The sequence below is a fragment of the Bacillus sp. BR3(2024) genome, from assembly GCF_039134555.1.
In the GTDB taxonomy this organism is placed as follows: Bacteria; Bacillota; Bacilli; order Bacillales; family Bacillaceae_G; genus Bacillus_A; species Bacillus_A cereus.
This window is the reverse complement of sequence record NZ_CP152433.1, coordinates 4,571,399-4,597,255: the sequence shown is the minus strand read 5'-3', so window position 1 is coordinate 4,597,255 and position 25,857 is coordinate 4,571,399. Positions and strand designations below refer to the sequence as shown.

Sequence of the window (25,857 nt, the reverse complement as noted above, 5' to 3'; positions counted from 1 at the left end):
AATATTATGCAGAAAAGCGAGAATATGCTACAATTTGTGGTAGGAAAAACTTGTAACCATCAATAGGGGAGTAATGGCATGTACAAATTTAAAGATTATTACCACAACACTGTACAATTATCGTTTGAACGTTATCCATTTTCTCCTGAGCCAAAGCATGTTTGGGTTGTATGCCGGTACGGGGATCAATGGTTATTAACGCATCATTTACGTCGCGGTCTTGAATTTCCAGGTGGTAAAGTAGAACTAGGGGAAACACCGGAAGAAGCGGCAGTTCGAGAGGTTCATGAAGAAACCGGCGGCATAGTTTCTGATTTAACTTACTTAGGACAATACAAAGTATCTGGAAAAGACAAAATAATCATTAAAAACATTTATTTTGCAACAATTAGTGCGGTAGAAGAACATACGCATTACGAAGAAACGAAAGGGTCTGTTTTATTAAAAGACATTCCTGACAACATTAAAACGAATAGAAAATTTAGCTTTATAATGCGCGATGACGTATTAGCGCGTACGATGAAACATATAGAAGAAATCGGCTGTTTTACGAAGTAAAGTAGCCGGTTTCTTTTTTTGTATGTAAGAATAAATGTAAATATATCTTTACATTATTTTGGGTATATTATACAATTTTGTAAAGATATATTTACATTTTAGGAGGGGGAAGATGGATAAAAGAAAAGAAACGACTGTTACTGTTTCGATGGTTAAATTAAACTTTTCTTTATTTTTTATAATAATTGCTTTGTCGTTTGGAATTGGTTATTTGCATATATTTCTTTCAGGTGGGGTTCAAGTTGAAGTTACATTATTAACGATGTTTCTTTTTATTATCGCAATGATTGTTCTCGTTTGTATTCATGAAGCGATACATTTAATTGGCTTTCGCTATATCGGAGGTGTTCCGTGGAGTGAACTAAAATGGGGCGTTAATTGGAAATTAGGTGTTGCATATGCTCATTCTAAACAGGCGGTTACAGTAAAGCAAATGAAGAAAGTGTTAATGCTTCCGTTTTTACCAACTGGAATTTTGCCAATTGTATTGGGAGTAGCTATGAATCTGGAGCCACTCTCATTTTTAGGAATTCTACTAACAGCAGGTTGTATCGGTGACATTGCCTTATATCAAAAAGTTTCAAAGTTTCCAGATGATGCGCTAGTAAAAGATCATCCGAGTAAACCGCAGTTTACAGTATATGAATAATAAGAGGAGGCGTTTTTGAACAACTGCCTCCTCTTATTATTTTTTGTCGGTAAATCAATATATTGTGAAAATTGTTGATATAATTTAATTACTATTATTGTATTTTTATCTCCACCTCTAAAAACGAAAGCACCTCCAACAAATCATCTACGATACGTGAATGCTTAAAATCACCCCAAAACGAATCTTTTTTCCAAACACCAAGAATCCTTACTTGTTCAGAACCAAGCACATCGTTTTCTGGATGATCTCCAACATAAAGACATTCTTCTGCCTTAACATCTAGTCTTTGCAAAGCACGTTCGAAAATTTCAGGATGAGGTTTTTTAATTCCTTCAGCTTCTGAAACGAGAATGGTGTTTGTATACGTATGTATATGTAGTGCTCGAAGGTTGCTCATCTGAAATTCAGTAAAACCGTTTGTGATAATACCAATTTTAATGTTTCGCTGTTTTAACTGTTGAAGTAGTTCATGCGTGTTTTTGAAAGGAATACAATGATGTTGGAAGTTTGTAATATAGTCGTGTAGTAGTTGCTCTTACGTTAAAGTAGTAATGTTGTATTCGGAAAGGAGAGTAGCATATACTTTATCCTTCCACGTATAGCCATTATTATCGAGTTCAAGAAATCGAGAACAATACTTTGATTTCTCTATACTCTTCAAATGTGAGGCGAAGCGATTATATTGCTCACAAATAAATTGTTCTAAAGATTGGCGCCGATCTAATAGTGTTCCATCTAAGTCGAATAAGATTGCACGAATCATGAGAAGCCTCCTTGCAGTTTTTATAATTAATTATCGCATATTCGCAAAAAAATGATTATGATATTTTGTAGAATGGAATAATGGGGGATTGTATGAAGAAACTGTATGGCAAGTTAGTGTGTTGTATTATAGCAAGCGGTTTAGTTGCAGGATGCGATAGTGCTATCGAGGTTACAAAAGAAAAAGAAATTTGTAAAACAGAAGAAGAGTGTACGCAAATAGGAGATAAAACATTACAAAAAGTATATAAAAAGATAGAGGGACTTTCAGAACTTGAAAAAGTAGAAGATTATGACATAGAAGAGTATGAAAGTGTGAATATGAAAGAGGCGGAACAGAAAAAAGAAGAGGATGACAATTATTTCTTTTTAGCTTCTTATTATATCGATGGTGATGAAATTGTAGATCCTTATTTTGAGAAATTGGATCGTAAGAGATTGAATAAAGCTTTTGCAGATGACGAAGTAGCAAAAGATGATTTGTTAAGCCAACGGCAAGATAGAGAGTATCATGAAACTTTATGGGACATGTATCGCACTCTCATTCCAGTGAAATATCGTGAGAATATAACAGGGTTTGATCTAATAACGGATGGTTATGATGGCGTTGTTGCTCATGTCATGCCAAGTATGGATGACCCGAGAGATTGGTTGCTTAGTTTAGACGTGCTCGATTCTGGGGTGAATATAGATGAAGTGATGAAAACATTAATTCATGAAACGGCTCACGTATTAACGATTGGGCATAAACAAGTACCAGTGGATAGGAAATATTTAGAGGCGTTTGATGAAGAGAAAGACATTTCATCATATCGAAATAAATGTAAAACGGTGTTCTTGAAAAATGGATGTGCGAGAAAAACTTCGTATATTAACCAATTTTATAATGAATTTTGGAAACCAATTGAGCAAGAGTGGACAGAAAAGAAAGTAGAAGAAAGTGAAGAGGCACAAATTAAATTTTATAAAGAAAAGCATGATGATTTTGTATCGCTATATGGAACAACAAATGTAACGGAAGATATCGCAGATACATTTACAGCGTTCATTTTACAAGATTCAAAAAAAGTGAAAGAAGGAACAGAGTTAAAATATAAGAAAATTGCTTTCTTCTATCAGTTCCCTGAGCTTGTAAAAATGAGAGCGGAAGTGCTGTCAGGATTATATGATGTTTCGAAAACGATAGAACAACAAAGTGGAGACTAATGTGAGTTATGCTTTCGATATAGTTTCGTTAAAGAAAAGCGTGAAGAATTTTTAATTCTTTGCGTTTTTTCTTATGTTGATAAAATTGAAAATTATGTATTTTTATCAAAAAGAAGAAGGAACTGGAGGCACAAAAGAGAATTAGTATAAAAATGTCACAATTTAGACACAATTATAATGCGCGTGTTGTAGGGACTATAAGTTTACTCTCGAGGAGGTAATGAAACGTATGAAAACGATTCTTGCTGTTGCTGGTCTCATTTGGGTAATGTCTCACGGTTTTCCGATTTTTGAAGGGGAGCAAATTCGTAGTGCTTTGAATGAAAAGTTTAATGATTATCATGTGATAGATCGAAAAGATAATGTCGTTACAGTACGTGTGAAAGACTGTTTCCATACAGTTACGGTTGCGGATGGAAACATTACAAATGAAACGAAAATGTGTGATAAAAGGTAAAAGAAAGAAGCTGACTATAGCGCACTGTTTTGAGTCAGCTTCTTTTTCTTTTTCCAATTAGAATTTTTTCAAATGCCTCAACAAATACATACATAAGAGTTGCAAGAACACATGTGAGTAGTACGCTAAGTAAGACGAGTGTGAAGTTAAAGACTTGGAATCCGTAGCTAATTAAGTAGCCAAGTCCTTGTTTGGAAACGAGAAGTTCTCCGAAAATAACACCAACCCAGGATAAACCAACATTTACTTTTAACGTTGAGATAATTGCTGGAAAGGATGCAGGGAGAACGACTTGCTTATAACATTGCCATTTATTTGCGCCAAATGTATCCATCACTTTTATATAGTTAGAATCGACTTCTTGAAATGCACTGTAAATAACGAGAATGGTAATGATGATGGAAATGATTACTCCCATTGCGATAGAAGATGAAATGTTTGGACCGAAAATAACGATGATGATTGGACCGAGTGCAACTTTTGGCATTGCATTTAGGACGACGAGGTAAGGATCAAGTACGCGGGCTAGAAGTGGCATCCACCAAAGAAACGTGGCAATAATAGCACCGAGTACCGTTCCGAGAATGAAGCCTACTCCTGTTTCCAGCAATGTCGTCCATATGTGGACCCAAAGTGAACCGTCGATCCATTTCGTTAAGAAGAGATCCCAAATACTCGAAGGAGAACTAAAGAGTAAAGGATCGATCCATTCTTTTTTGCTAGCTATTTCCCATAGTGCAAAGAAAAGAATAAGTAGTAAAAGCTGTAGTGAGCGAGCAATCCAAGCACGCCTGCGTTCTTTCTTTCGAAATTGTTCATGTAGTTGTTTTATATTATCCAAGTCGTTCCAGCTCCTTCCATATATCTTGAAAGAGGGCTGGGAAATCGTAGTGATGGCGTGCTTCTAACGGTGATAAAGAACGGATACTTTCCGGGACGATAAAGGTTTTCGCGATTTTTCCAGGATTTGCTTGCAGTAAATAAATACGATCACTCATCGCAATCGCCTCTTCAATATCGTGAGTAACAAGTAGTGATGTTTTCTTATATTTATTTAGTAAGTTGAAAACGAGTTCTTCTAGTTTTAATTTCGTTTGATAATCGAGTGCGGAGAATGGTTCATCTAGTAATAAAATTTTCGGATCAGTTGCTAACGTTCGAACGAGAGCAGCACGTTGACGCATACCGCCGGATAGTTCACGAGGATATTGTCCTTCTACCCCATGTAGACCGACTTGCTTTAAAAGGTTTAAAGTATGTTCTTTCATTTGTTCATCATAAATCCTTCGAATATGAAGTCCAAGCATAATATTTTCTTCAATCGTTTTCCACGGGAATAAGTAATCTTGCTGCAACATATATCCCATAGATGATGTTTTCGTTGTAATTGGTTCACCATCTAAAAAGACAATACCATCAATTGGATCAAGTAATCCAGCAATGATTGAGAGGAGCGTTGTTTTACCGCAACCACTTGGGCCGAGTATAGAAATAAATTCGCCTTCTTCCACTTGTAAGCTCATATCTTCAAGAATAAGTTTGGCATTCTCTTTTGCAAAAAAGCAGTGAGAAACGTTACGTATTTGTAAAAAACTCATACACTTCGCCTCTATTTCTTAATAACGCTTTCGGCAATTTTTGTATTGACGAGCGCTTCATGTGGGAATTCTTTTTGTAATTCACCAGCGTCTTTCATAATCGTTTGGAGCTGTTTCCATTCTTCCGCATCTAGTAGTGGATTTGTCGCATAAGAATGTTGCTTTTTATACCGTTCAATTACTTTTACTGTAATGTCTTTTGAAGTGTCTTTAAATAGCGGGGAAACAGCATCAGCAATCTCTTCTGGACTATGTGTATCAACCCATTGCTGTGCTTTATAGAGCGCACGTGTGAACTTTTCAGCAGCAGCTTTATCTTTCTTTAAGAAACTTTCTTTTGCCATGAATGTTGTATAAGGAACAGTACCAGATTCATTTCCGAATGAAGCGACGATATAACCTTTACCTTCTTTTTCGAATATGCTTGCAGTCGGTTCAAAGAGCTGGACAAACTCTCCAGTACCAGATGCGAAGGCATTTGCAATATTAGCAAATTCGATATTTTGAATTAAGTTCGTATCTTTACGAGGATCAATGCCATTTTTCTTTAAAACGTATTCCCCAACCATTTGCGGCATGCCGCCTTTACGCTGTCCTAAAAATGTAACACCTTTTACGTCATTCCAATTAAAAGAGTCTAGTTTTTTACGTGAAACTAAAAATGTCCCATCTGTTTGTGTAAGCTGTGCAAAGTTAATGACAGGGTCTTTCGCTCCTTGTTGATGAACGTAAATAGACGTTTCAGAACCGACGAGAGCAATATCAATTCCGCCAGATAATAGGGCGGTCATCGTTTTATCGCCACCAGCTGTTGTTTGTAGGTCAATATTTAGTCCTTCATCTTTAAAAAATCCTTTTTCAATCCCAACATATAATGGGGCATAGAAGAGAGAATGGGTAACTTCGCCGACGCGAATGTTTTGAGTTTGTTCTTTCGTACCTTCTTTTTTACTACTACAAGCAGCAAAAGTAAAAACAGCTAGTAACATGATGCAAAAAATCGCGATTAATTTTTTCACTATATAACACCTCCTAGAAGTCACTCTACAAGCATGATATGTAGGTAATCGCCCATATGTGAGTGTAGATAGCAGGAATTTTTTTGGTGGTAAAGAAGTACAAATATAAGGGGTGATAAAATGGAGTACGAATACGATGATAGCGTACATTTACATCTTGATTATTTCGGGACAGAATGTGATATGGAATCGATTGCTTATAAGAGAAAGAATGAAGACGTATGGGATGTGTATTTTAATTTTGGAGTATACGGTATTCAGAAAGACGATGTAGAGTTAGGTAGGTTTATGGATGAATATGCCGGTTATTACGTTTTTTCTGTACATGCTCGCGATCTTAGTTGGGAATTTGGAAGTGCCCAGTTTGAAGAGTGGGTTTTGAAAAATCGGATAGTAGAAAAAACGCTACAAAAATAGGAGGAATTTTGTGATTGGATTTCTCATCTTATTATTTATTTTTGTGGCCGGATTTTTTATTATGCAAATGCTTATTTACCGATTTGCAAAGAAAAACATCCATAAATATACAAAAATAAAATGGTTTCATATGTGGCTACATATGAATATGAAAAAAGGCCCGAGATTAGATTTTTTTGATTTTGTAGTTACAGTACTCGTATGTATCGTATGGAAAATATGGCTGCTTCCTTTTATATAATACACATGCTAATCATCTTCTCTTTTATCATAAAATAACGAAAAGAACCTGTCTTGTGGCGGGTTCTTTTCGTTATAGTAATAGTTGTTAAAAACTTGCATTTATACATAAAACAGTGAGTGGTGTTGTGAAAGATATTTTGACAAATACAGAAACACATACATACGGAATTAAAGTGTAATTACAGAATGGACAAATTGGCCGTGTGTAAAGTGTGGGGAATAAGAAAGAGGTCGTCCAACGGTGGACGACCTCTTTCTTATTATGCTTGGTTAGTGCGGAAGAATGGAAGTTTCTGCACAATGTGAATTAATCCGTATGCAAGAATTAAGCACATAAGAGGATTAATGAAAAATCCATAGCGATTAATTGCTAAGAATAAGTTTGAGAAGATAATGTAAATAATAGAACTTGCTACTAGCATCATAACGCGTTTATGTTTAAATGAATTTAGCATGAAGCAGAAGCTGCTCAAGAATGTACCGATGATAAACACTCTATGACATAGTTGCATAAAGTTGTGAATACGGTATTGGTCTACAGCAGGAGCTGTTTTGAATAATTCAATTGTTTTACCGACAGTGAACCAAGAGAACCAATAAGTGAAGTCCGTCTTAAATCCGTTCTTGATTAATTCTTTTGCGTATGCACCTTTGTCATCTAAGCCTTTAGCTCTCATTTCATTTACTATATTTTCATATCCAATTTTATTAAATGGATCTGCACCGGCAATTAGTGGATCTGCACCTTGGGTTGAGAATAAAATAAATTGGTTGAGTGCTAAGTAGTTACGAACAACCCATGCGCCAATAATAAAGAAAGGTCCGATAAACCATAACAATCCGATTCGAATGGAGTCTTTAAATCCATATGTAAATAAAACAACAAGAACAGGAATGAGCATCATTGGAGCTGGATTTGGACGGAACATAAGTAAAATTGAAACGACAATTCCAAACCATATATGGAATTTCACTTTATTGTATTTCCATGCGAGAACAAATACATATACACATAACGCCAATAAGAATATGGATGGAACTTCTGTTAGCAATGTACGGAAGTATGTATAGTTACTTGGATAAATAGCATATAAAATACTTGCAACAATTCCATAAATGTTTTTTTCGAACAATTCTTTTCCTATTAAGAATACTAATAGCACTGTGCAAAGGTTCATGATCATGTTAATAACAGTTGCTACGTAATAGTAAGGAATTGATGTAATATCAGAAATAATCATAGCGCCAGCTAATAGTAATGGCTGACCTGGTGTAATATATGCATTTTTTCCTGGAACTTCACTAGGTTCTAAATACACATAACCAAATACACCATGTTTTAATAGTTGTTCAGCTGTTAACGAATAGTTAAAGGCATCATTTGCACCATATGTTACTTTGACTAACTCTCCATCTAATCCTGGCTGTTTTACTAAACAAAAAACGTGCAACAGGAAAGAAAGCGCCAAAATTACATATACGGCTTTAGGCAAACTCTTAAACTTAGTAAGCAAAAATGAGCAACTCCTTTTTTATTAATTCTTTCGTATTTTTATGTGAAATCTTTAATAGTATTAAGGATTTCCAAAACATAGTTATTATATCATAAAGTGGAATGCTGAAATTAAGTTTTTCAAGAATGAGTAATTTGTATGCCACAATTTAACTGTTGATTAAGGGAATATTAAGACAATACATTTATGATAGAAACAAGTATGCAGACGAAATATGTAATATATGTTATTTTAATAGAAATAGTTCTTTCGATGCGGGGGAAATTAAGACATAGAAACGAGGGAATGAATTGAAGTATGGTTCTACACTTTTTCATCTTCCAAAAAGAAATATATTAATTTCTAGCATTATAAGTAGTATGGTGACTTTATTAGTAATAACTATGCTGTTTATGATTTTAAAGATTTTCAATTTAGACATGATGAAAGATCATTTAAATCAAAAGCTTGTTTTAAGTGTTATGATGATTTTCATATGGGGCATAACGTTTTATATTACGCATTTCAATAAAAAAGAGATGTCTATACTTAGAGCATCCCTACGAGTGCATTTTATATTATTTTTGCTAGCTCATACAGTAGCGTTATTTTATATTGTCATGCAAGTTAATATGAGTTTCATAGAGGCAATGAATTGGATTTACTTTTATAATATGCAGTTTATATTAAGTTTTGTAGTAATTTATGCAATATATATTCTTGTATATAATTTAATAGGTAAGGTTTTTCTAAGTATGGTTTTAACGAGCTGTACGTTAGTCATTTTATGTATTGTGAATTATTTGAAGCTTATTTTCAGAGGTGATCCGTTATATCCTTCTGATTTTACACAAATTACGCATATGCAATCTGTTATACCGATGGTGATGGACTATTTTAGTTGGAGTTATATTTTTGTCATTATCTTAAGTATCGTAGCTTGTATTGTAGCAGGGATATATATGAGAAGGTATATTCAAAATGTAAAGATTCATCTAGGAATAAGAGCCTTATTAGTAGTAGGGTCTATTTTTGTTCTATATGCGTATGGTAATTTTGCGAATACATTTATGAATAAAGTATTTCAAAAATCAGGTGTAGATTTTGTTTTGTGGAATCAAAATGAGAACTATGCTTCAAATGGTTTTGTACTTGGGTTTATTAGCAATTTAGATACAACAGTTATGGAAAAACCCAAAAATTATTCTAAAGAAAATATGCTTCAAATAGCAAACGATATAAAAAAACAATATAGTGGAAATATAGGGAGCCAAAAGAAAAAAGAGAAACCGAATATTATTTTTGTAATGAGTGAATCGTTTTGGGATCCGACGAAAGTAACTAACCTTTCTTTTAGTGAAGATCCTGTACCAAATTTACATCATTATATAGAAAACTTTCCTGGTGGACAAACTATTTCTCCTACATTTGGGGGAAATACGGCGAACGTTGAATTTGAGGCATTAACAAGCTATTCAATGAGTTTGTTAAAGCCAGGTTCTATACCATATCAGCAGATTATTACAAATAAGAAAGAAATTCCATCAATCCCTACAGCGTTGAAAAAAGAAGGTTATTATACAAGTGCAATTCATTCATTTGGTCGCACATTCTTTAAACGTGATGATGTATATAAGGTGTTAGGGTTTGATAAGTTTAATGCAGAGGACACGATGGAAAATGTGGATATTGATGGAGATTATATTAGTGATTTAGCGATGAGTAAAGAGATAATTGCTGAGTTAGAGAAACAAAAACAACCTACATTTATTCATGCAGTTACGATGCAAAATCATTTTCCATTTACAGAGGGCCGATTTGGTGAAAAACTAATTGAAATTAGCGGTCTAGAAAATGAAGACTCAAAGGGAGAATTAGAGACGTATACAGAAGGATTAAGACGTTCAGATGAGGCTCTTCAATATTTAATAGAGCAACTAGATAATTTTGATAGACCTACATTATTAGTATTCTTTGGAGATCATCTTCCATCATTAGGAACAAATAAATCTTTTTATAAAGAAAATGGGTATATAACGAATGAAAAAACACCGAATGAACGTTTAGCCATGGCGCAAACGCCGTTATTAATGTATGCAAACTTTGATATGCCAAATGATAATTTAGGTTTAGTAAGCCCAATTCATTTTTCTAATCTTATTTTTGATTATGCAGGATTAAATAAATCCTTATTTTATCAATTTTTATCGGAATTTTACAAGGAAATACCAGTGCTTAGAGATGAATTAAAAGTTGATAAAAATGGAGAAGTAATCAATGATTTAACAAAGAAACAAAAAGAAATGTTAGAGCAATATAAAATGCTTCAATATGATTTACTCGTTGGAAATCAATATAGTAAAGATATCCTCTTTAAATAAAAGAAACAAAAAGAACTTGTATAACGATACAAGTTCTTTTTTCATAGTATTTAACGGGGTAACCAGACAAGCTGGGTTTAGGGAGTATTACCTGTACATTTAGTATATATGAAAATGTAATCGTTTTATTTGTGTATTTGTGAGAAATATGTGAATTTTATGTTTTGTGAAAAATCGATTATATTAACTTTCGTTCTTGTATAGCAGTTGTTATGCATGTAAAAATTTTATCAGTTCTTTATTTAATTCATCCGCTTGATCGATTGGTGAACCATGACCACTATTTGTAAGAGCATGTAACTGAGAATTTTTAATTCGTTGTTGCGTAAGCTCAGCACTTTTGTAAGGAATTAGTTGGTCGTGAACGCCGTGGAAGATTTTTGTTGGGACGTTAATTTTATTTAAATCTTTCGTTACATCTTCATTTGCAGCTGCTTGTAAAATTTTTATAAGGGCATAAGAAGCGGACTGCATACCGAGATAAGAAAACCATTCAAGGGTTGCAGCCCCTAAGTTTCTATTAAAAAAGGATAAAGATACATCATTTAAAAATTTTGGTAAATTAGCATACATTTGATTAATGAGAGCATCTGCTTGTTCTTTCGGTACACCGTAAGGGGACTCTTGATTTTTAACGAAAGAGGGGGAGACAGCGTCAATTAATGCGAGCTTAGAAATGCGGCGCCCATTATAGCGAGACATATAGCGAATAGAAAGAGCACCACCAACTGAGAAACCGACTAATGTAGCGTTCTCTACTTGAAGTGCTTCCAGAACAATTGCGATATCATCGGCTAATCGATCATACGTGTAACCAGTCCATGGCTTATCAGATTGTCCATTCCCTCGTATATCCATGGCGATACAGCGAAAGCCATGCTCAGGTAAAACATTGAGTTGATATTGGTACATTTGATGATTTAAAGGCCATCCGTGAACGAAGAAAACAGTCTTACTACCTGGACCAGGATTAACGTCTTGCACAAAAATATGCACATCTTTCTCGACAGTAACAAACATAAATGTCCCCCTATTTTATGAATATGCTCTATCCCAAAAGCGTTGTTTTGTCATAGCTTTAATAAATTCATTTGCTAGCCTCGTAGGGTCTTGTTCTATTAGAACACCAGGCTTTCCTTCGATATTTAAAGATTGAATAATAGAAGAGCCGTTTTGGAAGGAGCCAATCGGCTTAAAGTGATTATATGATTCTACGACAAATGAACTTGCTTTGTTAAGAAAATGATCATCCATCTCTCCGCCGATAAGAAGTAATCCATCATAAAGGAGTGGTGAGCCTGTTAAGAAAGTATCATTTACTTCCCACTGTCCATTTGGCGTTCCCTGCACTACCTAATCGTTCTGAAACGATCACTGGCAGTTTCATTGCTTGAAATTTTAACACCTGTATTTGTTGTCATCTCCTTTCCTTCATTTTCGTGCGTAAAAGATTGGAGTTGTTCGGTCTTTTTATTTTTTTTGCCATCCATAAAAAACACCTCCCATAATATACGTATTATTTTTTATGTTTTTTATGCTTGTATATAGCATGAAGATATTGCATAGTTGGCATGATTTTCCTCAAATGTTCGATTTATCTTTGTTTGTCTATGAAAATCATTTATTATAATAAATGGTATTCTTCGAGATATTATTTTGAAGGGGTGTTGAAGTGAAAGAAAGTTTTCTATCATATAAAGAAGAAGAAAGAAATGCAAAAATCCTTTTATGGGTGTTATATGTCATTGTTATTGTATATCAAATTTTCTATGCAATCGTATTAGAAGATAAATCAATAATGGATAAGGGATACAACATAATATGGCAAGTTATTTGCGGAATAGCAATACTGTGCGTGAATATATATTTAATGAAAAAAGAGAAGGCAAACCTTGTTAAATATGCATGGATATTTGCATACATAGGGATAGAACTCGCTAATATATTTTCGTATGTTTTTTATAATAAGGCGGCGTTTGATGCGACAAATATAATAGAAATTATTCTCATTTTCTTTGTACCTATATTTTTAAATAAAAAATTCTATGTGTTTTTACTTTCCTCTATTGTAGGAAAATATTTAATTTATTTATTTGTATTAGAGGAAGTAAAAGCATTTATGTTCCTTATTATGTATACACTTATGTTAATAGCTGTATATATCATTTTAAACCGATTTTTACAATATCTTTCAGCTGTAAAGGAAAGTATTGCGATTGCTAGTGAATCACAGAAATTAGCAGTAATCGGAAAAATGGCAGCGACGGTTGGACATGAAATTAAAAATCCACTTGCTTCATTAAAAGGATTTACGCAATTACAACGAGAGAAGCATGAAGAGGATCCTATTTATAAACGTATGATTTTTGAAATAGAAAATATGAATAATATGATAAGTGAGTTAATGGAAGTTGCTACATGCAAACCTTCTATTTATAAGAAACATGATGTAGGAAAAATTGTATTACAAGTAATAACAAGTCTTCGTGAAAAAATAGATGAATTAAACATTCAGTTTATTTCTAATGTGGAAGAAAAAACAATAGAAGTTGAATGTGATGAACGAAAAATAAGAGGAGTCTTTTTATATACGATAAAAAATGCTTTAGAGGCAATGGGACAAGGTGGTATATTACATTTACAATTAGAAAATAAAGGGAAAGAATATGTAATGATCAGTGTGATCGATAATGGTCATGGTATTAAGCAAGAAAACTTACCCCGTGTTACAGAGGCCTTTTATACAACGAAACAAGATAAAATTGGTCTGGGACTGACGGTAGCGAATCGAATTGTCGCCGAGCACCTTGGTGAGTTGCATATTTCAAGTGAAAAAGATACTGGAACGAGAATAGACATCATTCTCCCAAGGAAGTGTGGAAATACTGAAATCCAAGTGGAAGAAAAGCTAGGAGTTACCATATGAATAAAGGCTATATATTTAAAAATGAAGAAATAAAGGCGCTGAAAGCATTTTTAAGTTTATTTTTTATTATATTTTTCGTATATGATCTTGCCTATGAATTTATCGTACCGTTAATCGGTGGAGAGCAAGAAGGTGTAGGAGAGTTTGAAGATGGTTTAGGTTTATGGCTTTACTTTTTGATGGTGGTATTGTTTTGCATTGGAATATACTTTATGAAATGGAAGAATGCTTTTGCGGTAAAGTATATTATTCTAATTGGCTATAATGTATTAGATTGTATCCATAACATTATGATTTATTATGGTAGCGATGCAGAATTTGACGGTGGAAATATAGTAGAAGGATTTTTTATTTTGTTTGCACCAATCTTTGTGAATAAAAGATATTTCTGGTTAGTTCCAGCGATACTTATCGGAAAGTATGCTCTTACAGGAATCATTATTCAATCTTCTCTCGTTTTAATCCCAATGGCATTATATAGCGTATTTACTATCATATGTTGGATTATATTTTTAAGGGTTCAGTCTTACGTTCGTACGCTTGAGATGATGGACAAAGAAATAAAACAGACAGAAAAACTAGCAGCTGTTGGAAAGATGGCAACGGTTATTGGTTATAAGATTAGAAGACCTTTAGCAAACTTAAAAAAACTTGTGAATAAACAAGCAGACAAGCATCCAGAGGATAAAATTTATAGTGATATTATGAAACAAGAAGTAGATCGGATTCATATAATTGCTACAGAACTTAGTGGATTTGAGAAATCTAAATCACTAGAATCAGAAACTCATAACATACAAGAAATTATTTCTTATGTTATTCGAGTTATGGAAAAGCCAGCTTTAAAACAAGGAGTCTACATACAAGGTATTTACAGTAAAGACTTACCATCAATTATATGTGATGAAAAACGATTAAAACAGGTCTTTTTTAATTTAATCAAAAATGCAATTGAAGCAATGTCAGTTGGCGGAACAATTACGATTAAAGTTACTGTAAAAGATGGAATTATCGTTCAAGTGAAAGATGAGGGATGCGGCATTCCGAAAGATAAAATTCCAAAGTTAAATGAAGCCTTTTATACAACGAAAGAAACAGGAACTGGTCTAGGTTTAGTAGTTACAGAAAAAATTATTAAAGACCACAACGGTAAAATGAGTTTTGAAAGTGAAGTTGGGGTTGGAACGACGGTTGAAGTTATGTTACCACTGCATTAACTACAAAAAACATCACTTATTTGGAAGTGATGTTTTTGTGTTCTTCTTAGGTAGACGTTCTAAAAAAGAGGACGATAACGAAAAATAATATATTGATAGTGTAAAAAGAAAATAATGGATGTTTTACTATGAAAAATATATAATGGCTTTGTCTGTTATTTGTTGTAGTTCATTTATATTTCTATTTGTTGACCCGAATTTCGGGTCTTTTTTTATGAAATGAATTGCTATATATCGGTAATTAGAAAAATAGAATATACAGCACTTGCAGTAATTCCAGGGGTAATATAAAGGGATATAGCATCTCCTCTTGCAACTGGGTTTCCAGTTGTAATACTAGTCCAAGTTACAGTAGCGGGACCTACTGCCGGAGTAGGATTAAATACTTGAATTTGTCCTGCTCCGCTATCCGTTGGTTTAATGGAAAATACCATAGTTCCGGTAATTTTGTCAGTAGTAGTTAAGGTAATAGTAGATAGGATGTAGCTAGAAGAAGGGGTTGTGAGGTTTGTTGGGACATTTCTGCAAATATTAATCGTATAAATAGCAGCAGGTAAATTATTTATATTTATAGACGCAGAAAAGCCGACAATACTACCGGCTCCAGCAGTGACATATGGAATAACATTGGAGTCAATTCCAGGAGAACCCGCTATACGTTGAAAACCAGCATTTGTTCCTTGAAAAACAATACTTTTTGCTGAAGCACTATCGGCAGATCCCGTAGGTCCAGTAATGCCCGTAGGTCCAGTGTTCCCCGTAGGCCCAGTGATGCCAGTAGATCCAGTGTTCCCCGTAGGCCCAGTGATGCCGGTAGGCCCGGTACTACCGGTAGGTCCACTTTCTACTAATACGATATAATCTGGAGATATATTAGGAAACCCTTGAGGTGCATCTTTTTTTACAACATAGCCACTGCCCGTATAAGTGACAACTTGTCCTTTTTTATAGTTGGGAGCCGCTGCTAGACTAAAGGTGGTAGTACTTTGGAAACCAGCTCCGGAAGGTCCAGCATTACCCGTAGGTCCGGTGTTCCCCGTGGGTCCGGTGTTCCCCGTGGGTCCGGTGTTCCCCGTGGGTCCGGTGTTCCCCGTGGGTCCGGTGTTCCCCGTGGGTCCAGTGTTCCCTGTAGGTCCGGTGTTCCCCGTGGGTCCAGTATTTCCGTTAGAACCGCTGTTGCGTCTGCCATCGCAACTAAAAAAATTACGTGGGTACATATATGTTCTCCTTTCTATATTTTCAAAATCTAGTTTTTAAAATAGAACTAATATATATATATTATGAATTCTATAATTTTGTGTGGCAGATCGTCTTTTGTGTCTAGATTTCAAAAGATAGCGGGAGGAGAATTAAGTAGTGTTAGAGCCACCATTTTTCCTGAGGAAGTAAAATAACATCCACATCAAAATTCTCTTTAAACCAATCATACATCAATGTCTCTTTCACTAAATATTCAGAGGCAGAGTGTGACACACCAATCAGAGACATATTCGTTTCTTTTACATAATCCATAATGAGCGAGTATTTATGTCTGCCGTAATCATTATCGATATGGCAATGGATTTCTCCTGTAATATATGCTTCAGCACCTTTTTCTTCTGCTTCCTTCATTAAAGATACGACATCGCCACATCCAGCGATAATTGCGATTTTTTTGATGGAATCATGTCGTTTACCTTCGAAGTCTGTGTAAGGAATCTGGAAGAGTTGTTTTAGATGTTTTTGGAGTGCTTCTGTTGATGTTTCATCTATTTCACAAATAAGGCCAACTGGTTCTTGTTCTGGGCCTCCATATGCAAAGTCGTCCACTACAGTAGCGTTTAATGCTTTTGCAATTGAAATACTCGTTCCATGTGTTTGATGAAAATCCATTGGTACGTGACATGTATATATAGAAAGTTGTTTTTCTTTTATTCCTTGCAAATATTTTTCAGGAATTGGTATGAAACCGCGGCCTGATCTTCCAAGCGGATCACCGCACTCCATTACAAGGGGATGGTGCATAAAGAGTAAATCACCGGGTGTGGATTGTGAAATGAATGTTTCAAGAACGTCATCTGTAGGGAATACAGCTAAAAATACTTTGTTTACATTTTCAGATCCGTGCATCATAAGGCCGTTAAATAAATCTACAAAATTTGCTTCGAAAAATTGTTGCCAAGGAAATTTGATAGGATCATATACGGCTGGGATAAATCGACTAAAGGCACTATCTTTTCCGTATTTTTCAATTTGGAATAAGTGATCGAGTGATTGCTCTATTTTTTTTAAGGCTGGCATGTTTGATAATCCTCCTTAAGATGATTCTTGCTTTATGAGTTGTTTGTATTCTTCGTAGCAAAATAAGAAGCGGATAGGAAACAAATAAAACCTAGAATCCAGCTAATAGAAGGAGAATAGGGAAGTACATGCTATAATAGCATTCCGCTAGAAATGAAGAAACTACTAAATACACCTAATAACATGGGATATCGTTGTAGTTTGAACACAGATAGTAAACATCCTTTCTCCTGCATGAACTACTCATAAAAGCTCGATTGCTGAAACTTTATCACATACATTGTATATTAGTCTTAATTTTCTGTATATAACTTTTAAGAAAAATGGTGATACAATATATGAATGATAAGAGAAGAGAGGATGAAGATTAACATATGTACGTTACTGTAACAGAAGCAGCATATAAAAAGATTATGGATACGATTCCAAGTGAAGCGAAATATATAAAGTTATTTTATGATAATGAAGGTTGCGGTTGTGTTATGAGCGGAATCATCGATTTAGTAGCTGTAGCAGAGAAAGATGAGCGCGATGTGGATATTGAATCAAGCACAATGAATTTTATCGCTGATCGTACAAAGCTTGTATTTATGGACGATAAGTTAACGGTTGATTGGCATGAAGGTGGAGGAACTTTTCAGTTGAAGAGCCCAAGCCAGTTTTATAATCCAAATATGAAATTACACGTTCGAGTATAGTAAAGGTGAGTCCAAAATGTATTTTGGACTCACTTTTTTTATTTTATAAGTCGCTATTATTGTCGATAAGTCGATATATTGAAAAAATCGCCCATATAATTTCATTTACCAAAACGTTTCATATAATAAAAAGATTTTTTCACATAATGAAATGTACATGTGATTGAATTTTCTGTATAATCTTCTTTGCGGAGGGGATACGCATGAGAAGATGGGGAATTGAGTTATTAATTTTAAGTGTTGTTATTATTTGGGGGATTAACTATACAATTGCGAAGTATGGACTTTTAGAATTTACAGCAATTGAGTTTACTGCACTTCGTATGATGGCGGCGGCACCGCTTCTGTTACTCCTTACCTTTTGTATTGAAAAGTCGGTTTATATGGAGCGAACGGATATACCTAGATTAATTATCGTTAGCGTTGTAGGTATTGTACTGTATCAAACGTTATTTATGGAAACTGTCAAATATACATCCGCTACAAATGCCTCTTTACTCATTTCTATTTCACCTATTTTTACAACTGCATTTGCGATTTTCTTGAAACAAGAAAAGTTTTCTTCTCGAAAGTTAATCGGTTCTATGACTGCCTTTGTTGGTGCAGCCTTAGTTTTAGTAGCAGGACATTCACTTACTAGTTCTTTTTATGGCAATGGAATTGGACTTATTACATCAATATGCTGGGGGCTTTATCCTGTTTTAGCAGGACCATTAATTAAAAAATATTCAGCATTACGTGTTACTGCATGGTCTGCATTAGTGGGTGCGATTCCGCTATTATTGTTAAGTGGTCCACATGTGTTTGTCATGCCATTTCACATTACTCACGGAATGACACTATTTGCTTTACTATATTCTATTTTCTTTGTAACAGTATTTGGTCTAGTAATGTGGTATGTTGGTGTTCAAAAAATTGGGGCGTCACATACGATGGTATATATGTATATAACGCCGCTTGTAGCGGTTCTATTTGCAGCTGTCTGGGCAAATGAATATGTATCGTTTCAACAAATCATCGGTGGAATTATCATTTTTGTCGGTCTATGGTTTGTGAAATCGGAGAAAGTAAAAGTTCATTCTATTGCAGGGGAACCTATATCAAAATAGGAAAACAGATCACCTATGATCTGCTTTCCTATTTTTTTATTTTTGGTAAGAAGATGAGAAACAAGATAGCAGTAATAAGTGGAATTAAGTTTAAAAATGGAATACGGAAGAGTGTAATAAGAATAATACCTGGAAGAAGAACACCGAGGACAGCGTAAAAAATGCTATGATTTTTCGTGTACCAATACAATGAAAGTCCAATAAGTGCAGGGATAATGAGGTGAATGAGAGCCATTAAAAAATAAATCATTAGACGCCCCCTTTATTTGTGTGCTTATTACATCATATCCGTATGTTCATAGATTGATATCATTTTTTTCATAAATGGACGAAAAAAGTTTGAAAAACCGTCACAAAATATGAGAATATGATGTTTGAAATCTTGTATAATATTATTTTCTAAAAACATTTAAACAACATAAACATACTGTTTATGTTGTTTTTAATTTGAATGAAATGAATGTAAGGAATATGAATTTGAAAGAAATTTTTTGTTGGATAGATAAGAACGAATGAAGAGAGGTACAGCATGATTAGTATGTCACTAAGATCATTTAAAATTCAATCGTATTATATACTAGGTATTCTTTTACTAGGCTGGATGATAACACCGTTTTCAGCACATTTTTTAGGTGCAGGAATTGGACTTATCGTAAGTATGTATTGCGTTTGGCTTTTAGGGAGAAGAATTGAGAAGCTTGGAGATAGTATCGTAAAGAAAACGAAAGCACCGACGCTTGGTATGTTTAATCGTTTTGCGGCTGCTATTTTGGGCGCTATTATTATGTACGAAATTGAGCACCATATGGTGATGTGGGCATTTGCAGTAGGGATTATGGGCGGTTATTTTTTAATCGTTGTGAACTTAGGTTACTATAGCATGAAAGATGAGAAAGAACTAACAAAGAGCTAAAAAGATAAAAGACTTCTTTTTAGATGGAATAGATGATCCAGTCACGAATAGAAGCGGTCAGGGCCTTTTTTAGCCCCATACGATGTGAAACCCGAGAGATGTAGTGAGTAGGGATATAATGTATATATTCGAAGCTGTAATTTTATAATCTAGGTCACAGATGAAGAGATTAGCGTTTCACTTTATATAAGATATAGAAAGAAGCTTACGTTTTCACGTAAGCTTCTTTTTTATGTAAGTGTGTGTAACCGTTAAGCCGCATTGGGTTTTGTCGGTGAGTACGCGAAACTTTACGGTTACACGACACTTATTCATATGAGTAAAGGGTTATTCCAACAGAAAGTTTTAATTTAAGCGATTGGACCGCCTAAGTTAATAATGTCTTCAGATACGCTGTCGAACTTTTTGAAGTTAGCTTTGAATTCATTTGCAAGTTCGATTGCTTTTGCTTTGTAAGCAGCTTTATCAGCCCAAGTTTGTTCAGGCATTAACACTTCGTCAGGTACACCTGGTACGTGAAGTGGAACTTCAAGACCGAAGATATCATGTTTAGCTGTTTCAGTTTTTGCAAGTTCACCGTTTAATGCAGCTTGAATCATTGCACGAGTGTAACCTAAGTTCATACGTTTACCAACGCCGTATTCGCCACCAGTCCAGCCAGTGTTTACTAAGAATACTTTCGCATCGTGTTTCTCGATTTTTTCACCAAGCATTTCAGCATAGCGAGATGCATCAAGTGGTAAGAATGGTGAACCGAAGCAAGTTGAGAATGTTGCTTGCGGAGAAGTAACGCCGCGCTCTGTTCCTGCTAGTTTACTAGTGTAACCACTTAAGAAATGATACATAGCTTGCTCTTTTGATAACTTACTGATTGGAGGCAATACGCCAGATGCATCAGCAGTTAAGAAAATAATTGTATTTGGGTGTCCAGCAACACTTGGCAGTACGATATTGTCGATCGCATGCATAGGGTATGCAGCACGAGTATTTTCTGTTAAAGTAGTATCGTTGTAGTCGGCGATACGTGTTTGGTCATTAATGATAACGTTTTCTAAAACAGATCCAAATGTGATTGCATCGAAAATTTGTGGTTCTTTCTCGTGAGAAAGGTTTACACATTTCGCGTAGCAACCGCCTTCAATATTGAATACACCGTTATCAGACCAACCGTGCTCATCATCACCGATTAATTTACGGTTTGGATCAGCAGATAATGTTGTTTTACCTGTTCCAGATAAACCGAAGAATAGTGCTACGTCGCCTTCTTCACCTACGTTTGCAGAGCAATGCATAGAAAGAATATCTTGTTCAGGTAATAAGAAGTTCATAATAGAGAAGATTGATTTTTTCATTTCTCCAGCGTATTCTGTACCACCAATTAGTACGATACGTTTTTCGAATGAAACCATAATGAATGCTTCAGAGTTTGTACCGTCAACAGCTGGATCAGCTTTGAAATTCGGTGCAGAAACAATTGTGAACTCTGATTCATGAGTTGTTAATTCTTCTTCAGTTGGACGAATGAATAATTGATGTACAAATAAATTGTGCCATGCATATTCGTTAATAACTTGAATTGGTAGGCGGTAATTGCGGTCAGCGCCTGCAAATCCTTTGAAGACGAATAACTCTTCTTTTTCTTTTAAGTATTCTAAAACTTTAGTATATAATTTATTAAAATGTTCTTCAGAAATCGGTTGGTTCACAGCTCCCCAAGCAATTTTGTCAGCAACCGATGCTTCTTTCACAATAAATTTATCTTTAGGAGAACGTCCTGTATATTTTCCAGTTGAAGCAGAAACGGCACCAGTCGAAGTTAATTTCCCTTCATTTCGCATTAATACTTTTTCCACTAATTGCGGAACACTTAGTTGAATCTGTGCATTGCTTCCGTTCAATAATTCGTGTAAACCAATTTGGACATTCACAGTACTCATATTTATATACCATCCTTTTCATTTAATGAAATATTTCTCGTAATCCCCAACAAGAGTATAACACAATTATATAAATAATGTATACTATTTATTTCTTTTTGTTTGTGTGAATGCATTATTTCCCTATTAATATTTCATTTCAGGCGTATTGAGAAAAACTTTCAGGAAAATGTGAATATTAATTGACAAATGAATATCATTTCTTTAGTATAGGTTGGGACGGATACTCTCTTATCCCGAGCTGGCGGAGGGACAGGCCCGATGAAGCCCAGCAACCTCACTTGTAGTGGTAAATACAGGTGAATAGGTGCTAAAACCTGTGCGAGGCTACAGGTCTCGAACGATAAGAGCGAAGGGCAAAAAGCAGTATGCAAGTAGCAAATTAAACCTTTCCTCTATGTAAAGTAGGAAAGGTTTTTCTGTATGCTTGTGTGGGAGAATAAATGTATGTCGCAGTTTGTGGCAAATTAAGGATGAGTTCCGTACAATATATACAATTACTGTAGGGAGGTTTACCACATGACAAAAAAACGTCATCTGTTCACATCTGAGTCTGTAACTGAAGGACATCCAGATAAAATTTGTGACCAAATTTCTGATTCAATTTTAGATGCGATCTTATCAAAAGACGCAAATGCACGTGTAGCTTGTGAAACAACTGTAACAACTGGTTTAGTATTGGTAGCGGGGGAAATTACGACTTCTACTTACGTAGATATTCCAAAAATCGTTCGTGAAACAATTCAAGGCATTGGTTACACACGCGCAAAATACGGATTCGATGCAGAAACTTGTGCAGTTTTAACATCTATCGATGAGCAATCTGCTGACATCGCTATGGGTGTTGACCAAGCGCTAGAAGCACGCGAAGGTCAAATGACTGACGCTGAGATTGAGGCAATTGGTGCAGGAGACCAAGGTTTAATGTTTGGTTTCGCATGTAATGAAACACAAGAGTTAATGCCACTTCCAATCTCGCTTGCTCACAAATTAGCTCGCCGTTTAACTGAAGTACGTAAAGATGATACATTATCATACTTACGTCCGGATGGAAAAACGCAAGTTACAGTTGAGTATGATGAAAATGGTAAACCAGTACGTGTTGATACTATCGTAATTTCTACACAACATCACCCAGATGTTACATGGGAAGAAATCGATCGCGACTTAAAAGAGCACGTAATTAAAGCTGTAGTACCAGCAGAATTAATGGATGGAGAAACGAAATTCTTCATTAACCCAACTGGCCGCTTCGTAATTGGTGGACCACAAGGTGATGCTGGTTTAACAGGACGTAAAATCATCGTTGATACTTACGGTGGATACGCTCGCCACGGTGGCGGTGCATTCTCTGGTAAAGATGCAACGAAAGTTGACCGTTCTGCAGCATATGCAGCTCGTTATGTTGCGAAAAACATCGTAGCAGCTGGTCTTGCTGAAAAAGCAGAAGTACAACTTGCATACGCAATCGGTGTAGCACAACCAGTATCAATTTCAGTTGATACATTCGGCACTGGTAAAGTATCTGAAGACGTACTAGTAGAGCTAGTTCGTAACAACTTCGATCTTCGCCCAGCTGGTATTATTAAAATGCTAGACTTACGTCGCCCAATTTACAAACAAACAGCAGCTTACGGCCACTTTGGACGTACTGATGTAGATCTATCATGGGAACGTACAGACAAAGCAGCAGCTTTAAAAGAGCAAGCTGGTCTATAATATATGAAAAAAAGCTTTGCGCGGTGAGCGCAAAGCTTTTTTATTTATAATTACGTTGGAATAAAGCGAAGAGTTCAATGTCATGCCAATTGCCATTGCGGAATATAGCTTCTTTACAAGTTCCTTCATGTTGAAAACCGAGTGATTTATATAATTTAATTGCTCTATCGTTAAAAGAAAATACTCGTAAAGAAAGGCGATGTAAATTTAATTCTAAAAATGCATAATCCAATAATAAGGTGAAAGCTTCCTTCCCATAACCTTGCCCCCAGTAATCCTTGTTACCAATATCAATAATACATTCAGCGTTTCGATTATACGAATCAATATGAATTAAAGAAGTAATACCAATTGAAAGATGCGTAGATTTTTCTTCAATGATATAGCTCTTAGAGTCCGAAGAATGAATAAATTGCTGGCAAAGTTTTTCTGTGTCTTGAAGGGAATATTTATCAAGAGTGAGAGTAGTTGAACTCATAACGTCTATATCATTATGCCATTTATAATATGTTAGAATATCATCTTCGGAAAACTTTCGTAACTGGATACGGTTTGATTCAAACAATGTAAGTCCTCCTTTTGTATTTCCTTTTCACATGATTTACAAAGGATTGATTTCTTCTGGAACATATGTAATCAACCTTTCATTTGACGTGCTTTACCTGCGCAAAATGCACTGCTTAGTAAAAATAGCGTTGCGAATATAATACTTACTAATGTAGCGTATGGAATTGCGCCTTTTAGAGAAAAACCGACAGTGATGGAAGCGACGAATAAGAGGATGAATGTTGTTGTTAATTTTTTGTATAGTTCCATAATAGGTAGACCTCCGATTTATTTTTTAGTACAAGTTTTAAAATTGAATTCTATTATGTAGAAAATATAAAGAGTAGCTAAAGATGTGTAGTCTAGGAGTATAAGAAAGGGCACTTTCCTTTTTGTGGGTTAGTATACTTATATTGTATCATGGCGCATTATTGGCTTCATACATAATTGTGTAAAGATATGTATGATAAAATGAAGAAAAGTTTTTAAGAAAGGAAAGATAAAAAATGAGTGTAACTGAACATAAAAAACAAGCTCCAAAAGAAGTGCGTTGCAAGATTGTTACGATTTCCGATACACGTACGGAAGAAACAGATAAGAGCGGACAACTATTACATGAATTGTTAAAAGAAGCGGGACATAAAGTAACTTCTTATGAAATTGTAAAAGATGATAAAGAAAGTATTCAGCAAGCAGTGTTAGCTGGTTATCATAAGGAAGATGTAGATGTTGTATTAACAAATGGCGGTACTGGTATTACGAAACGCGATGTCACAATTGAAGCAGTATCAGCGTTATTAGATAAAGAAATTGTTGGATTTGGTGAGCTGTTCCGTATGATTAGTTATTTAGAAGATATCGGAAGCAGCGCAATGTTAAGTAGAGCGATTGGTGGTACAATTGGGCGCAAAGTAGTCTTCTCGATGCCAGGGTCTAGCGGAGCGGTTCGCCTTGCGATGAATAAATTAATTTTACCGGAATTAGGTCATATTACATTTGAGCTGCATCGCCAATGAGTAAGTATGCTGGAATTGTATTAGCAGGTGGTATGTCGAGTAGATTCGGTGAGCCGAAAGCGTTAGCAATTTGGAAGGAAACTACTTTTGTTGAGCATATTGTGAAAGTGATGGGAAATACTTTGCAAGACATTGTAGTAATTAGCCATACTGATATAAAAGAGCGAGTAGAGCAATTCGTACAAGTACCTGTTATAGAAGACATTCCGCACTATAAAGGGAATGGACCGCTGGCCGGCATTGTATCAGGAATGGAATACATAGAAGCAGATTGGTACGCTATTATGCCTTGCGATGCACCAAACGTGTCGCATGAATGGTTTACCATTTTACTAGAGCAAACGAACAATGAATATGATGCGGTTGTACCTATTATTAATGGAAGAAAACAACCGCTACTTGCGGCGTATCATAACCGCGTGAAAGAAAAGATTTATGCTTTACTTCAGGAAGAAAAAAGAAGTATGGGGCAGCTTTTATCACAATGTAATGTGAAGTATGTTTCTGGAGAAGATGTACAAGCGAATGCGGATTGGTTTATAAATGTAAATACGAAAGAAGAATATGTGCAGGCTCAAAAAGACCTTTCAAATGAATGAAAGGTTTTTTTGATATACAGAATTGGGGAACAATTGCTGTATAAAGGTATGTGAGTGAGTTGATTTTAAGGGGAATTCTTAAAATCATTATACAGTTAAAACACTGTATAA

General features: G+C 35.1%; 26 protein-coding genes, 3 pseudogenes and 1 riboswitch. Of the genes and pseudogenes, 16 read left to right on the top strand and 13 right to left on the bottom strand.

The features are described from left to right. Window positions 1–78 precede the first annotated feature (78 nt). Together mutTA and V7S45_RS23700 are read left to right on the top strand one after the other, a co-directional pair. Window positions 79–558: an antimutator 8-oxo-(dGTP/GTP)ase gene (mutTA, locus tag V7S45_RS23705; protein WP_000276385.1), complete on the top strand. Its 480-nt coding sequence runs from the start codon at window positions 79–81 to the stop codon at window positions 556–558. 112 nt (window positions 559–670) lie between these two features. Continuing rightward, window positions 671–1,207: a DUF3267 domain-containing protein gene (locus V7S45_RS23700; RefSeq protein ID WP_025687315.1), complete on the top strand. Its 537-nt coding sequence runs from the start codon at window positions 671–673 to the stop codon at window positions 1,205–1,207. 94 nt (window positions 1,208–1,301) lie between these two features. Here V7S45_RS23700 and V7S45_RS23695 read toward each other — a convergent pair. Beyond that, window positions 1,302–1,973: pseudogene (locus tag V7S45_RS23695) on the bottom strand (HAD family hydrolase). A gap of 92 nt (window positions 1,974–2,065) precedes the next feature. Here V7S45_RS23695 and V7S45_RS23690 point away from each other — a divergent pair. Continuing rightward, window positions 2,066–3,178: a hypothetical protein gene (locus tag V7S45_RS23690; RefSeq protein ID WP_025687316.1), complete on the top strand. Its 1,113-nt coding sequence runs from the start codon at window positions 2,066–2,068 to the stop codon at window positions 3,176–3,178. A gap of 229 nt (window positions 3,179–3,407) precedes the next feature. After that, a complete protein-coding gene (locus tag V7S45_RS23685) occupies window positions 3,408–3,635 on the top strand; it encodes a hypothetical protein (RefSeq protein WP_000849112.1) in 228 nt (75 codons plus the stop codon). 34 nt (window positions 3,636–3,669) lie between these two features. On the opposite strand, the gene V7S45_RS23680 is transcribed toward V7S45_RS23685, so the two are convergent. From V7S45_RS23680 to V7S45_RS23670, 3 genes are read right to left on the bottom strand one after another with little or no spacing between them, the layout of a single operon-like run. Continuing rightward, on the bottom strand, window positions 3,670–4,476 hold the full coding sequence (locus tag V7S45_RS23680; protein ID WP_000368771.1) for an ABC transporter permease: 807 nt from the start codon (window positions 4,474–4,476) through the stop codon (window positions 3,670–3,672). Beyond that, the gene (locus V7S45_RS23675; RefSeq protein WP_000009035.1) at window positions 4,469–5,233 is read right to left on the bottom strand and encodes an ABC transporter ATP-binding protein; all 765 of its coding nucleotides are present in this window, start codon (window positions 5,231–5,233) and stop codon (window positions 4,469–4,471) included. The genes V7S45_RS23680 and V7S45_RS23675 overlap by 8 nt, the downstream gene beginning before the upstream one ends. A gap of 11 nt (window positions 5,234–5,244) precedes the next feature. Next, window positions 5,245–6,252, bottom strand: coding sequence for an ABC transporter substrate-binding protein (locus V7S45_RS23670; protein WP_342761517.1), 1,008 nt, complete (start codon window positions 6,250–6,252; stop codon window positions 5,245–5,247). Window positions 6,253–6,372: 120 nt separating this feature from the next. Here V7S45_RS23670 and V7S45_RS23665 point away from each other — a divergent pair, with 120 nt between their 5' ends. The 3 genes and pseudogenes from V7S45_RS23665 to V7S45_RS23655 form a co-directional block, all read left to right on the top strand. After that, window positions 6,373–6,669, top strand: a complete 297-nt coding sequence (locus V7S45_RS23665) for a DUF3986 family protein (RefSeq protein WP_000455580.1) — start codon at window positions 6,373–6,375, stop codon at window positions 6,667–6,669. A gap of 10 nt (window positions 6,670–6,679) precedes the next feature. After that, window positions 6,680–6,910, top strand: a complete 231-nt coding sequence (locus V7S45_RS23660; RefSeq protein WP_000578982.1) for a hypothetical protein — start codon at window positions 6,680–6,682, stop codon at window positions 6,908–6,910. A gap of 109 nt (window positions 6,911–7,019) precedes the next feature. Continuing rightward, a pseudogene (locus V7S45_RS23655) lies at window positions 7,020–7,091 on the top strand (DUF2196 domain-containing protein); the annotation flags it as partial. An 81-nt stretch (window positions 7,092–7,172) separates the two neighbouring features. On the opposite strand, the gene V7S45_RS23650 reads toward V7S45_RS23655, so the two are convergent. Beyond that, window positions 7,173–8,426 carry a glycosyltransferase family 39 protein gene (locus tag V7S45_RS23650; protein ID WP_000956221.1) on the bottom strand — a complete coding sequence of 418 codons (1,254 nt, stop codon included), beginning with the start codon at window positions 8,424–8,426 and terminating at the stop codon, window positions 7,173–7,175. 290 nt (window positions 8,427–8,716) lie between these two features. Between V7S45_RS23650 and V7S45_RS23645 the strand changes: the two genes are divergently transcribed. Further along, window positions 8,717–10,786, top strand: a complete 2,070-nt coding sequence (locus V7S45_RS23645) for an LTA synthase family protein (RefSeq protein WP_342761516.1) — start codon at window positions 8,717–8,719, stop codon at window positions 10,784–10,786. Between the two features lie 210 nt (window positions 10,787–10,996). Here V7S45_RS23645 and V7S45_RS23640 read toward each other — a convergent pair whose 3' ends face one another. Continuing rightward, window positions 10,997–11,806 carry an alpha/beta hydrolase gene (locus V7S45_RS23640; RefSeq protein WP_000498278.1) on the bottom strand — a complete coding sequence of 270 codons (810 nt, stop codon included), beginning with the start codon at window positions 11,804–11,806 and terminating at the stop codon, window positions 10,997–10,999. A gap of 15 nt (window positions 11,807–11,821) precedes the next feature. Continuing rightward, window positions 11,822–12,164: pseudogene (locus tag V7S45_RS23635) on the bottom strand (catalase); the annotation flags it as partial. Between the two features lie 294 nt (window positions 12,165–12,458). Between V7S45_RS23635 and V7S45_RS23630 the strand changes: the two are divergent. Beyond that, window positions 12,459–13,712, top strand: a complete 1,254-nt coding sequence (locus V7S45_RS23630) for an ATP-binding protein (protein WP_025687319.1) — start codon at window positions 12,459–12,461, stop codon at window positions 13,710–13,712. Beyond that, window positions 13,709–14,929, top strand: coding sequence for an ATP-binding protein (locus tag V7S45_RS23625; protein WP_001032627.1), 1,221 nt, complete (start codon window positions 13,709–13,711; stop codon window positions 14,927–14,929). The genes V7S45_RS23630 and V7S45_RS23625 overlap by 4 nt, the downstream gene beginning before the upstream one ends. A 227-nt stretch (window positions 14,930–15,156) precedes the next feature. Here V7S45_RS23625 and V7S45_RS23620 read toward each other — a convergent pair whose 3' ends face one another. Further along, complete coding sequence (locus V7S45_RS23620) at window positions 15,157–16,146, bottom strand: collagen-like protein (protein WP_342761515.1); 990 nt, start codon at window positions 16,144–16,146, stop codon at window positions 15,157–15,159. Window positions 16,147–16,288: 142 nt separating this feature from the next. Beyond that, on the bottom strand, window positions 16,289–17,209 hold the full coding sequence (locus tag V7S45_RS23615; RefSeq protein ID WP_001111122.1) for a Nif3-like dinuclear metal center hexameric protein: 921 nt from the start codon (window positions 17,207–17,209) through the stop codon (window positions 16,289–16,291). Between the two features lie 374 nt (window positions 17,210–17,583). On the opposite strand from V7S45_RS23615, the gene V7S45_RS23610 reads away from it, so the two are divergent. Both V7S45_RS23610 and V7S45_RS23605 read left to right on the top strand, forming a co-directional pair. Beyond that, window positions 17,584–17,907: an iron-sulfur cluster biosynthesis family protein gene (locus V7S45_RS23610; protein WP_000289570.1), complete on the top strand. Its 324-nt coding sequence runs from the start codon at window positions 17,584–17,586 to the stop codon at window positions 17,905–17,907. Window positions 17,908–18,110: 203 nt separating this feature from the next. Next, the gene (locus V7S45_RS23605; RefSeq protein WP_001255411.1) at window positions 18,111–19,016 is read left to right on the top strand and encodes an EamA family transporter; all 906 of its coding nucleotides are present in this window, start codon (window positions 18,111–18,113) and stop codon (window positions 19,014–19,016) included. Window positions 19,017–19,044: 28 nt separating this feature from the next. Here V7S45_RS23605 and V7S45_RS23600 read toward each other — a convergent pair whose 3' ends face one another. Further along, complete coding sequence (locus tag V7S45_RS23600) at window positions 19,045–19,266, bottom strand: hypothetical protein (RefSeq protein ID WP_000639042.1); 222 nt, start codon at window positions 19,264–19,266, stop codon at window positions 19,045–19,047. 279 nt (window positions 19,267–19,545) lie between these two features. Between V7S45_RS23600 and V7S45_RS23595 the strand changes: the two genes are divergently transcribed. Then, window positions 19,546–19,929 (top strand): ATP synthase subunit I, encoded by a 384-nt coding sequence (locus tag V7S45_RS23595; protein WP_000624922.1) that lies wholly within the window; start codon window positions 19,546–19,548, stop codon window positions 19,927–19,929. Window positions 19,930–20,279: 350 nt separating this feature from the next. Here V7S45_RS23595 and pckA read toward each other — a convergent pair whose 3' ends face one another. Continuing rightward, on the bottom strand, window positions 20,280–21,866 hold the full coding sequence (gene pckA, locus V7S45_RS23590) for a phosphoenolpyruvate carboxykinase (ATP) (protein ID WP_000108802.1): 1,587 nt from the start codon (window positions 21,864–21,866) through the stop codon (window positions 20,280–20,282). Between the two features lie 228 nt (window positions 21,867–22,094). Further along, window positions 22,095–22,216: riboswitch (SAM riboswitch) on the top strand. Window positions 22,217–22,385: 169 nt separating this feature from the next. On the opposite strand from pckA, the gene metK reads away from it, so the two are divergent. Continuing rightward, on the top strand, window positions 22,386–23,585 hold the full coding sequence (gene metK, locus V7S45_RS23585; protein ID WP_000163123.1) for a methionine adenosyltransferase: 1,200 nt from the start codon (window positions 22,386–22,388) through the stop codon (window positions 23,583–23,585). A gap of 40 nt (window positions 23,586–23,625) precedes the next feature. Here metK and V7S45_RS23580 read toward each other — a convergent pair whose 3' ends face one another. Next, complete coding sequence (locus tag V7S45_RS23580) at window positions 23,626–24,150, bottom strand: GNAT family protein (protein ID WP_000464126.1); 525 nt, start codon at window positions 24,148–24,150, stop codon at window positions 23,626–23,628. A gap of 71 nt (window positions 24,151–24,221) precedes the next feature. Next, entirely contained in the window at window positions 24,222–24,401 is a 180-nt protein-coding gene (locus tag V7S45_RS23575) for a hypothetical protein (protein WP_000424805.1), read from the bottom strand. Window positions 24,402–24,637: 236 nt separating this feature from the next. Here V7S45_RS23575 and V7S45_RS23570 point away from each other — a divergent pair, with 236 nt between their 5' ends. Next, window positions 24,638–25,147 (top strand): molybdenum cofactor biosynthesis protein B, encoded by a 510-nt coding sequence (locus tag V7S45_RS23570; protein ID WP_000117124.1) that lies wholly within the window; start codon window positions 24,638–24,640, stop codon window positions 25,145–25,147. Beyond that, the gene (locus tag V7S45_RS23565) at window positions 25,144–25,746 is read left to right on the top strand and encodes a molybdenum cofactor guanylyltransferase (RefSeq protein WP_000049593.1); all 603 of its coding nucleotides are present in this window, start codon (window positions 25,144–25,146) and stop codon (window positions 25,744–25,746) included. The genes V7S45_RS23570 and V7S45_RS23565 overlap by 4 nt, the downstream gene beginning before the upstream one ends. The last annotated feature ends 111 nt before the right edge of the window (window positions 25,747–25,857 follow it).

Coding starts and splice junctions, on each gene's coding strand:
- mutTA (WP_000276385.1), top strand. CDS start 79: ATGTACAAATTTAAAGATTATTACCACAACACTGTACAATTATCGTTT.
- V7S45_RS23700 (WP_025687315.1), top strand. CDS start 671: ATGGATAAAAGAAAAGAAACGACTGTTACTGTTTCGATGGTTAAATTA.
- V7S45_RS23690 (WP_025687316.1), top strand. CDS start 2,066: ATGAAGAAACTGTATGGCAAGTTAGTGTGTTGTATTATAGCAAGCGGT.
- V7S45_RS23685 (WP_000849112.1), top strand. CDS start 3,408: ATGAAAACGATTCTTGCTGTTGCTGGTCTCATTTGGGTAATGTCTCAC.
- V7S45_RS23675 (WP_000009035.1), bottom strand. CDS start 5,233: ATGAGTTTTTTACAAATACGTAACGTTTCTCACTGCTTTTTTGCAAAA.
- V7S45_RS23665 (WP_000455580.1), top strand. CDS start 6,373: ATGGAGTACGAATACGATGATAGCGTACATTTACATCTTGATTATTTC.
- V7S45_RS23640 (WP_000498278.1), bottom strand. CDS start 11,806: ATGTTTGTTACTGTCGAGAAAGATGTGCATATTTTTGTGCAAGACGTT.
- V7S45_RS23625 (WP_001032627.1), top strand. CDS start 13,709: ATGAATAAAGGCTATATATTTAAAAATGAAGAAATAAAGGCGCTGAAA.
- V7S45_RS23620 (WP_342761515.1), bottom strand. CDS start 16,146: ATGTACCCACGTAATTTTTTTAGTTGCGATGGCAGACGCAACAGCGGT.
- V7S45_RS23615 (WP_001111122.1), bottom strand. CDS start 17,209: ATGCCAGCCTTAAAAAAAATAGAGCAATCACTCGATCACTTATTCCAA.
- V7S45_RS23610 (WP_000289570.1), top strand. CDS start 17,584: ATGTACGTTACTGTAACAGAAGCAGCATATAAAAAGATTATGGATACG.
- V7S45_RS23605 (WP_001255411.1), top strand. CDS start 18,111: ATGAGAAGATGGGGAATTGAGTTATTAATTTTAAGTGTTGTTATTATT.
- V7S45_RS23600 (WP_000639042.1), bottom strand. CDS start 19,266: ATGATTTATTTTTTAATGGCTCTCATTCACCTCATTATCCCTGCACTT.
- V7S45_RS23595 (WP_000624922.1), top strand. CDS start 19,546: ATGATTAGTATGTCACTAAGATCATTTAAAATTCAATCGTATTATATA.
- pckA (WP_000108802.1), bottom strand. CDS start 21,866: ATGAGTACTGTGAATGTCCAAATTGGTTTACACGAATTATTGAACGGA.
- metK (WP_000163123.1), top strand. CDS start 22,386: ATGACAAAAAAACGTCATCTGTTCACATCTGAGTCTGTAACTGAAGGA.
- V7S45_RS23575 (WP_000424805.1), bottom strand. CDS start 24,401: ATGGAACTATACAAAAAATTAACAACAACATTCATCCTCTTATTCGTC.
- V7S45_RS23570 (WP_000117124.1), top strand. CDS start 24,638: ATGAGTGTAACTGAACATAAAAAACAAGCTCCAAAAGAAGTGCGTTGC.
- V7S45_RS23565 (WP_000049593.1), top strand. CDS start 25,144: ATGAGTAAGTATGCTGGAATTGTATTAGCAGGTGGTATGTCGAGTAGA.